At 40.0% G+C, this 11,471-nt stretch carries 9 protein-coding genes and 1 tRNA gene; 8 read left to right on the forward strand and 2 right to left on the reverse strand.

The annotated features are described in order from the left end of the window. The first annotated feature begins 4 nt into the window (after positions 1–4). Entirely contained in the window at positions 5–1,927 is a 1,923-nt protein-coding gene (locus G3R48_RS05745; RefSeq protein WP_153662359.1) for a DUF3466 family protein, read from the forward strand. 651 nt (positions 1,928–2,578) lie between these two features. Then, on the forward strand, positions 2,579–2,755 hold the full coding sequence (gene rmf, locus G3R48_RS05750) for a ribosome modulation factor (RefSeq protein ID WP_153662356.1): 177 nt from the start codon (positions 2,579–2,581) through the stop codon (positions 2,753–2,755). Between the two features lie 92 nt (positions 2,756–2,847). Here rmf and fabA read toward each other — a convergent pair whose 3' ends face one another. Together fabA and G3R48_RS05760 are read right to left on the reverse strand one after the other, a co-directional pair. Continuing rightward, positions 2,848–3,363 (reverse strand): bifunctional 3-hydroxydecanoyl-ACP dehydratase/trans-2-decenoyl-ACP isomerase, encoded by a 516-nt coding sequence (fabA, locus tag G3R48_RS05755; protein ID WP_153662354.1) that lies wholly within the window; start codon positions 3,361–3,363, stop codon positions 2,848–2,850. Between the two features lie 77 nt (positions 3,364–3,440). Further along, complete coding sequence (locus G3R48_RS05760; RefSeq protein ID WP_153662352.1) at positions 3,441–5,177, reverse strand: S16 family serine protease; 1,737 nt, start codon at positions 5,175–5,177, stop codon at positions 3,441–3,443. Between the two features lie 222 nt (positions 5,178–5,399). On the opposite strand from G3R48_RS05760, the gene G3R48_RS05765 reads away from it, so the two are divergent. The 6 genes from G3R48_RS05765 to pgsA all read left to right on the forward strand — a co-directional run bounded on the left by G3R48_RS05765 (position 5,400) and on the right by pgsA (position 11,247). After that, positions 5,400–5,490: transfer RNA gene (locus G3R48_RS05765), tRNA-Ser, on the forward strand. Between the two features lie 441 nt (positions 5,491–5,931). Continuing rightward, positions 5,932–7,062 carry an HlyD family secretion protein gene (locus G3R48_RS05770; RefSeq protein ID WP_194823847.1) on the forward strand — a complete coding sequence of 377 codons (1,131 nt, stop codon included), beginning with the start codon at positions 5,932–5,934 and terminating at the stop codon, positions 7,060–7,062. A gap of 473 nt (positions 7,063–7,535) precedes the next feature. Continuing rightward, positions 7,536–7,955 (forward strand): secondary thiamine-phosphate synthase enzyme YjbQ, encoded by a 420-nt coding sequence (locus G3R48_RS05775; protein ID WP_153662348.1) that lies wholly within the window; start codon positions 7,536–7,538, stop codon positions 7,953–7,955. Between the two features lie 176 nt (positions 7,956–8,131). Continuing rightward, positions 8,132–8,776 carry a UvrY/SirA/GacA family response regulator transcription factor gene (gene uvrY, locus G3R48_RS05780; RefSeq protein WP_153662346.1) on the forward strand — a complete coding sequence of 215 codons (645 nt, stop codon included), beginning with the start codon at positions 8,132–8,134 and terminating at the stop codon, positions 8,774–8,776. A 45-nt stretch (positions 8,777–8,821) separates the two neighbouring features. Beyond that, on the forward strand, positions 8,822–10,654 hold the full coding sequence (gene uvrC / locus G3R48_RS05785) for an excinuclease ABC subunit UvrC (RefSeq protein ID WP_153662344.1): 1,833 nt from the start codon (positions 8,822–8,824) through the stop codon (positions 10,652–10,654). A gap of 44 nt (positions 10,655–10,698) precedes the next feature. Continuing rightward, a complete protein-coding gene (pgsA, locus tag G3R48_RS05790; protein ID WP_153662342.1) occupies positions 10,699–11,247 on the forward strand; it encodes a CDP-diacylglycerol--glycerol-3-phosphate 3-phosphatidyltransferase in 549 nt (182 codons plus the stop codon). The last annotated feature ends 224 nt before the right edge of the window (positions 11,248–11,471 follow it).

Consider the following 11,471-nt stretch of genomic DNA (forward strand, 5'->3'; position numbering starts at 1 on the left):
CTACATGAAGTTAACGTTGGACAAAACCTTGTCATTGGTTGCATTAGGGGTTATTGCTTCTTTAAGCCAAGTTCAGGCAGCACCGGTTTACCAGATACAAAATATCAAAGAAGTACTTAATAGCGACAACAATGCAACAGAAGTCGATATCGACGGCACGCTTGAAAATACCAGTAATGGTTACGGTATGGCGCTTAATGGTAATAATGAACTTGTTGGTATCTCCAAAGGCAAAACGTTATTAAATGACGATGATATCAATGACGGTATCATTGACCCTGAAGACGGCTTATTGCCAGAAGAGCGGATCACTTACTCAGTGTACTCCTCAATTAAAGCCAATAATTTCGGTTTTACTGCACAAGAAAATGATCCTAATACCGCTTGGACGCCTACTTTCTTTAGCGTTGCAGGCACAACAGAACCGTCAGATACAGACAATGTGAATTCTATTGATAGTTTTTTATATGGTGTTAATGCTAATAACACTGTCGTTGGTGCACGTTCAGCCATTGAGAAAAAACTTGATTATGTTGGTGAGCTTGAAGATCAGGATTTTTGGTATTATCGCGACTTTGAAACCCGCGGGTTTGCTAACGTTAATGGCACCGAGTTTGACATTGTTCCGCCTTATACTACGTACACTTACGAAGAAACTGAAGATTTACCCGAGCAAGATGTTAATGTTGGCGGCTTTTCAGTATTGTCAGCGGTGAATGATAACGATCTCGCAACGGGTTATGTATCGACTGATTTAGCTGAAGTCAGCAAGTCTCGGGTTAATGCGTGTGTAGAAAGCACAGCTGAATCTCAAGAGACTGACTCGCCAGTACCATTAGATGTGTGTATTCAAACTGCGCAATATCCTGACAATAGCGGCTTTGTCAATATTCAGTACCAAGTGCGTGCTGGTGTTTGGGACTTATCAGTATTAGATGACTCAGGTCATCCAACCTTTACTCAATTACCATTAGGTTTAGAGCCAGAAGAAGACTCAACAATTACTTTTACCGCCCAAGGTCTTGGCGTTAACAATAATGGTGATGTAGCTGGCCGTTCACATGTTTATCGTGATGACGGGGATACTTTATACCAAGATGCGGCTTTTTGGCGAAAAAATGATGCTGGTGAATATGAGTATCACCATGTGCCAATGAACAATGATTTGTTCAGTTCAATTGCTTATGACATTAATGACAGCGGCATACTTATTGGCCGTTATACTCGTTATATCAATGGGTATACACGTGATAAATTCTTTACCTATGATACCAATGATGAAAGTGCTGAAATTGTAACACCTAATGATTTTGAAGTGAGTTTGTCAGAGTTAAGCTCTACGCCAAAAGACATTAACAATGCCGGAATGGTTGTCGGTAATATTGAAGTGACTTACGACAAAGACAAGCCAAGACCAAAAGCAGGCTTTTTATACAATAACAATGACAATGAGTTTGTTAACCTAAATAATACCCTAACGTGTGATTCTAAAGGTTATGTACTTAATGATGACAACCAGTGGGAACGCAGTCCGGTCACTGTTATCGATGGTGATGGTAAAGAGTTAACTTATGATTCAAACTTTTATATAACTGAAGCTAACCATATTCAAGAAGACGGTACGATTGTGGGGACGGCTTTTGTTCGTAAACCGGTTTATCAAACTGATGATGATGGTAACCTGATTTTAGGGGATAACGGCAAGCCATATTTTGAACTAAACGGTAATGGCCAACCTATTACAACCAATAAACCGCGTATGGTTGTGTTAAAACCGGTACAAGGGCTTGAAGCCTGTACCGTTGTTGACGAAACCGATACAGATAAACCTTATGAGAGAAAGGGCGCAGCGAGCTTTGCATGGTTACTTGCATTACCTGTACTGTGGTTACGTCGACGTTCTTTACAGGTATCAATTAAACGTTAAGTTAATAGCAGCAGTTAGCGGTTGTATTAAAGCTTGTAGCGCTTTTAACGGTTATAGCAAAAAGTGAACTGTTAAACCTAACATTTACAATTTGGCCCGTTACTTTAATGATTGACAGCGTTTGGGTTGTCGCTTCAAAGTAATGGGTCATTTTATTTCTGGGTGGTACATTTATGCCGCAATCTTGTTTTTATCAGCCGTTATCAAAACAACGGAAAATGATGATAATAATTAACTTTTTTAGTACACATGTTAGCTCGAAATTTTACCTTAACCACATTTGCATTTATGCCATATATAATGGCCACATCAAGCATGCTGAAACGACATTTCTGTAACCACTAGATGCGAAGAATAACCGCTAAGATGACAGCCATGTCAAATGGAGCGATTGTTAAATTCAACACATAAAATTCTTGTTGGTAGAGTTTGTTCATGAAGAGCAATCCATAGTCTATTACTGATAAAAAATCGAGCAAAAATAGTACAATTTATTTTTGATCGTATTCTCAATACCTTAATATTAGATAGTCATAATTGGGTTGATTTTTGATTGATCTTGGTCGAAAAACATTCTATTTATAATGTCGAAATGCAAAGTGATTGAGTTGATTTTGTGCATTTCAAGGATAACTTTTAGAGGATGTTTGCATGAAAAGACAAAAGAGAGATCGATTAGACAGAGCTTTTTCAAAAGGATATCAAGCAGGGATTGGAGGTCGCTCAAAAGAGCTTTGTCCTTATGAGAATTTAACTTCTCGTTCGCACTGGTTAGGTGGTTGGCGTGAAGGTGTCGACGGTCGTTTGACAGGATTATTTAATAAATAACAATAAGCCCTTTCCAAAGTATTAACGCCAGCATTATGCTAAAAGCGTATTTAGAAAGGGCACTTAGCGAACAGTGTACTTATTAAAAACAATTAAAATGAAGATGTATCTGAGAAAATACCCACTTTTAAATCGGTTGCAGAATAAATTTCCCGGCCATCAACTTCCATCGTCGCATCAGCAATACCCATAACCAGTTTGCGATGAATTTTACGCTTAATGTTAAGTCGATAAGTGACTTTTTTAGCTTCTGGCAATACTTGGCCTGTGAATTTAACTTCACCAACACCCAATGCTCTACCTTTGCCTTCTGCGCCTTCCCAGCCAAGATAAAAACCAACCAATTGCCACATGGCATCTAAACCTAAACAGCCAGGCATCACTGGGTCGCCAGCAAAATGACAATCAAAAAACCACAAGTCTGAGTTTATATCGAGTTCAGCGATAATTTCACCTTTGCCGAACTGACCACCATCTTCATTAATAGTGGTAATTCTATCTATCATAAGCATGTTATTAATAGGTAGGCGCGGACGGTTTGGTCCTAAAAGATCGCCATGGCCACATGCAACTAATTGTTCTTTTGTAAAACTGTTCGCTTTTTCCATTTGTCTCGATACCACTTAGTTATGACATTCGTTGCGGACAAGATAGCGAACACGTGTAAGCTAAACAACTCCGATGACTATAATATACCTAATTTAGTTAATACTTTGCCGAAAAAAGTTAATTCAACTTCGTCGCCATGTCCTGCTAATTTGTCTAACCGCTGTTGCACTAATCCGTATAATGACTGTTGTGGAAAAGAGTTGTTTTCGTCGGCTTGTCCAGCGGGCATTTGCATCAGCAATTCTATCGCTTCATCCATATGAGAGATTGCATGAATGACAAATTGACCATCATTGACCGCTTGAATCACTTCAGGCATTAAGTTTAATTGCAACACATTCGTTGCCGGCATAATAATGCCTTGTTTGCCTGTTAAACCGCGACGTTTACATAGATTAAAAAAACCTTCAATCTTTTCATTAATCCCGCCAATGGCTTGTACATTACCAAATTGATCTAACGCGCCAGTTACACCATAAAACTGCATCACAGGTTTTTCTGCTATTGCTGACATTAAGCAGCAATATTCAGCTAATGAGGCACTGTCACCGTCAATTTCTTGATAAGACTGTTCAAACACAATGTTGGCATTTAAATGTAGCGGCGCATCACGGCCAAAGATACGATATAAACAGGCCGAAAGGATCATCATCCCTTTAGCGTGGATGTTGCCACCTAGCTCAGATTTACGCTCAATATCTGCTACTTCACCGTCACCGTAATGCACACTTGTGGTAATACGTGCTGGTTCGCCGTAACTGTAATCACCAGTATCTATTACTGTTAAACCATTAATTTGGCCTGTCAACTCACCGTCTGTGGCGAGGTGAATAAACTTGTCATCAAAACTCTGCGCTGAAAACTCTTCAGAAATATTATGACGGCTCACATGTTTTTGAATCGCGGTGGCGACAGCATGCGCATTAATACTTTTGCTCGCAGAATATGCCGCGGCTTGCGAGATAAGTTGTGACATTGCGAGCATGCTTAAGCTTAAACGTTGTTGATGTTCAACTAACTTAGCGCTGTACCAAAAAAGCGGTAATAAAGCTGTTTTATCAATGGTAATACCACTTAACTGCGCAATGTACTGTAACCATTGAATATATTGAATTTCTTTATACTTAGTTAAATCTAACTCGTGATTTAACTCTGCGAGAATGGGGAAGTACTGCATAAAGATACTATCATCTTGCCTAATTTGGCTGAAGAAGTTACTGCTACCAACCAATACGATTTTAGAACGTAGCGGAATGCTTGCTAACTCTGAGTTGACCTTATATTTTTGCTCGTCAATGATTTGCATCACCAGTTCCCATAAGCCTTCTCGTTTCCACAATGATTCCGCACAAATGAAAATATAATGGTTTTCGGCAAGTGTGCCAGCTTGGTATTGACTGCTATTGCCTTTAGTTACAACTTGACCTATTAGTTGTTTGCGTGTGATGCGTCCCCGTAAATAGCAATAAGTCTTGTCTTGTGTGGCAATTTTACCTACTTGCTCTGAAGGAAGGGAGCTTTGCCAATTAAAAGCGACTTGTGTTTCATCTTGCATACTTTTGCTAGCGACTAAATAATGGTCAGTAACGTTTTGAGCTTGAGTTGTTAATGCATCAAATAAGGCGATGCGGTTTACACCCGGGAAATCGGCTAAGAATAAGTGTTGGTTATCTAAAGATGAGGCTAAATTAAAGCTGTCGATGGTTTTTTCTTGTCCTAACAATAAGTGGCTAGCATAGTTAATCGTGGGGAGCTGGTCTGGAATATTGTACTGTGGTGCCAGTTTTACGCTTGCCAATATTGTTTGATTCATATCTGTTTTAATTTAGGGAGTTGATTGAGGTTGATTTTAGCATAAACCGATTCAACTACTTACTGTTAGCTGTCTTAAGTTGAATATATGAGCACTTTATTGAGTTCGTGTACATTATATGGATAAATAGCCATCGAGATGATTAAATTGCAGGCAGTTGTTCAGTTTTTTTTAGTTAACACTTTACAGCTGCGTTAGGTTGTCATATTATTCGCGGCGTTCGGAGAGATGGCAGAGTGGTCGAATGCACCGGTCTTGAAAACCGGCAGGGGTTTATAGCCCCTCTAGGGTTCAAATCCCTATCTCTCCGCCATATTTAGAAAAGCCCGCTATTATATAGCGGGCTTTTTGCTATTTGTTTTTTATGTTAGCGATGACATCACTTATAACACCTCGATGACTGTCATTTATCTGCTGAACATTTTCTATTCTTAATTATCCCACTTTGATTATTTAGCTGTTTACGGCAGTCCATTTTTACATTCACTAATGTGCTTTACTCATCGCTTTTAATAATGCTGTGCATTGGGCGAAATGAGTTAACTGTCAATGTTCAGTAAGTAATTGAATTCGCGTTTTCTGTACGTTCTTCCCATTGTGCGGGTTGTGATTTATCTGCAAATTTAAACTTAAGCTCAAAACATGATGTACATTAGGATTAAGTTGTTAGTAAAATGTTAACTGATTTTAGGCCTGTTGAATTTAGTTGATTAACAAGGTGAGAATGTCACTGACTCTAAGGATTGAGTATTTAATGAATAATAATGAAAATAACAATGCGAAAACACGAGAACAAGCTGCTGTGACAGATATTCATCTTCATGCTGTGAATGAAGGTGAGCCAAGGCCAACTCAACCTAAGTTGGGCTTATGGATTGGGTTTATTATTGCCCTTGGTATTATGTTGTTGGTAAGCCAAGTGGTGAGCCAACGGTATGTGCCACTATCTGAATTGGGACAAGTCAATGGCACCATCAGTGGGGTTACAAGCCAAGTTAGTGGCAAGATTATGAAGGTAAATGTTCAGTTATACGATTATGTCAATAAAGGTGACGTGATTGCTCAGATTGACCCTGCACCGTATCAAAGCGCGTTAAAAAATGCTGAGCTTGCTGTTACTAGCGCAGGTAAGAATATGGGTGCGCTTTCTAAAAATGTGCGTTTGGCCAATGTCGCAGTAGCGCAAGCTAAAGCCGATTTTGAGGCGGCTAAAGTCGCGCAAAATACCACACTAGATAAAGTGACCAATGGCGAGCTACCCCAAGCTCGTGCGCAAACGGCTAAGTCAGACTTTGCCGATGCTGCAGCTGTATTGGCACAAGCACAAACGATGTTGTTAGCCGCCAAAGATAAATTTGCAGCAGAAGCGGATAGCAATAACAACGTCAAGTCGGCGTTACTTGACTTAGAACAAGCGCAACTCAACTTACAACAAACCAATTTGATTACGGCAAAAGATGGCATTATCACTGAACTAGATATTACTGTTGGAGAGACTATTTCATCCCAAGAGCCAGTGGTTAAATACTTAGGCGCTGATGACATATGGATTGATGTGTTATTTACAGAGAATCAACTGGGGAATATTCATGCCGGTAATAAGGTTGAATTCGCCTTAGCTTTCGCCCCAGGGCAAGTATTGTCTGGTCATGTTGCTTCGATTAATTATACTGTGAATACAAATCTGGCAATCAAACCGAGTGTGGAAAGCAATCAGTTACGCTATTTTCCAGTAAAAGTGAATGTTGCTGCTGGCGTCTCCCAACAATTATTGAATGTTGGCGGTCAGGCCGATGTCATTGTTTATACCAGTGAAAATAGCCTATTTAACACAATTGGGCACTGGTGGATAAAGTTGAAGAGTGTGCTGTCGTATGTCCGCTAATTCGATTGACTACATACTCGTTGGTTGCTTAAGTTTGACTTTTTCATTACCCGTGTATGGTTAATTAATAAAGACTTACTGAGTGAAATGTTCGTTTGTTAGTGATCTATTGCTACTAACTCACAATAATAGGCAATACGAACCAACTGAGCGATTGTCACTTGTATTGGTCGATGAGCTGATTGGATACCTTGCATATGACAGGCTCAGTGATAAAAACCGGATATGAATCATATTCGGTTTTTTTATGGGTGTTATTATCTATTAATAACCACCTTAAGCTTGATAGTAGGCATGAACCATATTTGTTTGCTTGTCACGAGTACCTGCTTGTTGTAATGATGGCAGAAAAATCAGCGATAGCTGCTTTAAGTTAATTGTTATTTAATACTTGAATGTCGTTATCAATATGGTTATCGATAGCGGCTATCGATGTATGTTGAGTTTATTGTATTTTGAGGAATGTCATCAGTATGTGGCTACAAAGAACAATTACATTAGCGCCTAAACCTCGTGGTTTTCATTTAATTGATGATGAGCTAATTAGTTCGATACCAGAGCTTAAAAATATCAATATAGGGCTGATGCATTTATTGATAAAGCACACCTCAGCCTCGTTAACGTTAAATGAAAATGCTGACCCAACAGTGAGGCATGATTTAGAACGACATTTTAATCACACCGTCGTGGAAGCGGCAGCATTTTATCGCCATACCGACGAAGGTGACGATGATATGCCAGCGCATATTAAGTCAAGTATTATTGGTGTCAGTCATACTATCCCTATTACAAACGGCGCTTTGAACTTAGGGGTTTGGCAAGGTATTTACCTTTGCGAACATCGCAATTATGGCGGTTCACGGCAAGTGGTGATCACCGTAAATGGTGAGTGATCAGTATTTTATAGAATAGGTGTTTAAAATACGATGTAAACGAGGTTGCGCGCTTGTCGCAATATTCTTATTAATGTTAAATTAAATGTTGTGGTCATTTGTATGGCAATCTTTATACTCAATGACATATAGCGCTTCGTTAAGAAAGTATTGCACAGTGAATAGGTAGGTTGAAGTTGATTTCTGTATATTTGGTTGATGATCATGAGCTTGTTCGTACAGGTATTCGTCGTATTTTAGAAGACGAACGCGGTATTAAAGTGGTTGGTGAAGCACCTGATGGTGAAACCGCTGTACAGTGGTCTCGTCAAAATGAAGCCGACGTTATTTTAATGGATATGAATATGCCCGGCATGGGGGGGTTAGAAGCCACTCGAAAAATTGTCCGTTTTCAGCCAGATGCCAAAATCATTGTATTAACTGTGCAAACTGAAGATCCTTTCCCTACTAAAGTGATGCAAGCGGGGGCTTCTGGTTATTTAACCAAAGGCTCAACCTCGCCTGAAGTGATCCGTGCCATTAGCCAAGTAGCACGTGGTCAACGATATTTATCGCCGGAAATCGCCCAACAAATGGCGTTGAGCCAGTTTGATAATAATGATGAAAATCCGTTTACCAGTTTATCTGAGCGTGAATTACAAATCATGTTGATGATCACCAACGGTGAAAAGGTTAATGATATTTCGCAGCGATTAAATTTAAGCCCTAAAACCGTTAACAGTTATCGCTACCGTTTATTTGCTAAATTAGACATCAATGGTGATGTTGAATTAACACGACTGGCAATTCGTTATAAAATGCTCGATACCAGTTTGTTTTAACGATTGAGATAAATGACACGATCATTTATCTCGAGACCCATATTTATGCCCGCCACTTTTAACCCGAAAAGCTTTTTGCGCACAGTGACTTCTGCACCTGGCGTGTATCGCATGTACGATACACAGCAACAGGTGATTTATGTGGGGAAAGCGAAAGACCTAAAAAAGCGCTTATCATCGTATTTCCGTACTAATCTGCCAAATATAAAAACCCAAGCCTTAGTCAGTAATATCGCAAACGTTGATGTTACTGTTACTCATAGTGAAACCGATGCATTATTGCTTGAAAATGATTATATCAAGCAATACATGCCTAAATATAACGTGTTATTGCGTGATGATAAGTCGTACCCATATATTCTATTAAGTGGCCATAAACATCCAAGATTAGCTTATCATCGCGGCGCTAAACGCGATAAAGGCCAATACTTTGGCCCGTACCCTAATGGCGGTGCGGTAAGAGAAAGCCTGCATTTAATGCAAAAGTTGTTTCCTATTCGTCAATGTGAAGACGTGTACTACAAGTCCCGCTCACGTCCGTGTTTACAATACCAACTTGAACGCTGCAGTGCCCCTTGTGTTGGACTGGTGGCTGAAAGTGAATATCAAGCGCAAGTGCAATTAGCGACATTGTTTTTAAAGGGTAAAGATAAGCAAGTGATTTCGACGCTGGTGGATAAGATGGAAACCGCAGCGATTGATATGCAATATGAACAAGCTGCGCAGTATCGTGATCAAATTGCTGCGCTAAGACGTGTTGCAGAGCAACAAGAAGTATCAAATGCCAGTGGAAATATGGATGTTATTGGGGTGCATTACGCCTCAGGTATTGCTTGTTTTCATTTAATGTTTATCCGCGAAGGTAAAATTTTTGGTTCGCGTAGCTATTATCCTAGTGTGCCTGCTGAAACCGATATTGATGAGGTGTTATCGGCTTTTGTCAGTCAGTTTTATTTAAATGCGGATATTCAACGCACCATTCCTAAAGAAGTGGTTATTAGCCATCAATTTGCTGATCTAAAACCATTACAACATTCTATAGCAACGGCATTGGATAAAAAGTTTGAGATTAAAATTAACGTCCGTGGTGAACGGGCGAAGTTTTTAAGCCTTGCAGAAACCAACGCTCATAATTCGGTGACGACTCGGTTATCACATAAAAACACTGTCGAGCAACGGTTTCAATTACTTGAAGAAGCACTTGAGCTTTCAGCACCGATTATGCGGATGGAGTGTTTCGATATTAGCCACACCATGGGGGAAAGTACCGTTGCCTCATGCGTGGTATTTAATCGTGAGGGACCACACAAAGCTGACTATCGACGCTATAACATCTCAGGCATTACTGGTGGGGATGATTATGCCGCGATGGAACAAGCGATTTCGCGTCGTTTTGACAAGATAGAAAATGATGGCAAAGTACCTGATATTTTATTTATCGACGGTGGAATAGGGCAATTGCGCGTGGCGCAAAAAATTGTTGATGTAAAATGTCAAAATTTGAATAGCCCCCCATTACTGGTTGGGGTGACTAAAGGTGAAGGTCGTAAAATGGGCTTAGAAACCTTCATCATTGGGGGAACGGAACAATCTTTTGAATTACCGAGTGATTCCCCTGCATTTCATTTAATGGTGCATATTCGGGATGAGTCCCACCGGTTTGCAATTACGGGGCATCGCAATAAAAGGCAGAAAACCCGTAATACATCCAGCCTTGAGTCTATCGCCGGTATTGGGCCTAAACGCCGTAAAGCATTATTGCAACATTTAGGTGGTATTCAAGAAGTTAAAGGCGCGAGTATAGCTGAATTGGCAAAAGTGCCCGGCATTAGTCTAGAAATGGCGCAAACAATCCATGACGCATTGCGGGCAGGGTAAAATTAAGGCAAGATGACGCTGCCTATATATAATTGGTTTAACTGATGCCGTTTAATATACCTATTGCATTAACATTATTTCGCTTAGTGCTGCTCCCTGTTTTTGTTGTGTTGTTTTACTTGCCTTATAATTGGGCACCATTTGCGGCCGCATTCGTGTTTTGGCTGGCAGCGGTGACTGATGCCTTAGACGGTTACGCTGCACGTAAATTAAATCAATCGACACGGTTTGGGGCTTTTTTAGACCCTGTGGCTGATAAAGTGATGGTTTCTACTGCATTAGTGTTGCTTGTTCAACAATATGACAGTGTGTTTATTACCATTGCGGCATTATTTATGATTGGTCGTGAAATCGTAATCTCTGCTTTGCGTGAATGGATGGCTGAAATTGGTAAGCGTGGTGTGGTTGCAGTGTCGTGGATGGGGAAATATAAAACCGCTGCACAAATGGTCGCTATTGTAGGGTTGATTTGGCAACCTAATGCCTTTTTAACTGATGTGGCTATTGGACTATTTTATTTTGCCGCTATTTTAACTTGTTGGTCTATGTTCAGCTATATTGCAGCAGCTTGGAAAGATTTAACTAACGAGTAGTGCGTTAAAACACCAATGAGATTAATTACTGTTCAAACAGTCAACTAACCTCAAATCAGCATTTGACACAAGACGTTAAATCGGTAGAATGCTCCCTCGTAGACAACGGATGAATTAGCAAGCCTTAAGGTTAGGTTGATACATCATGATTGATGCGACATTAGCTCAGTTGGTAGAGCGATACCTTGCCAAGGTATAGGTCATCGGTTCGAACCCGATATGTC

The organism is Shewanella intestini (assembly GCF_018221465.1).
Taxonomy (GTDB): Bacteria; Pseudomonadota; Gammaproteobacteria; order Enterobacterales; family Shewanellaceae; genus Shewanella; species Shewanella intestini.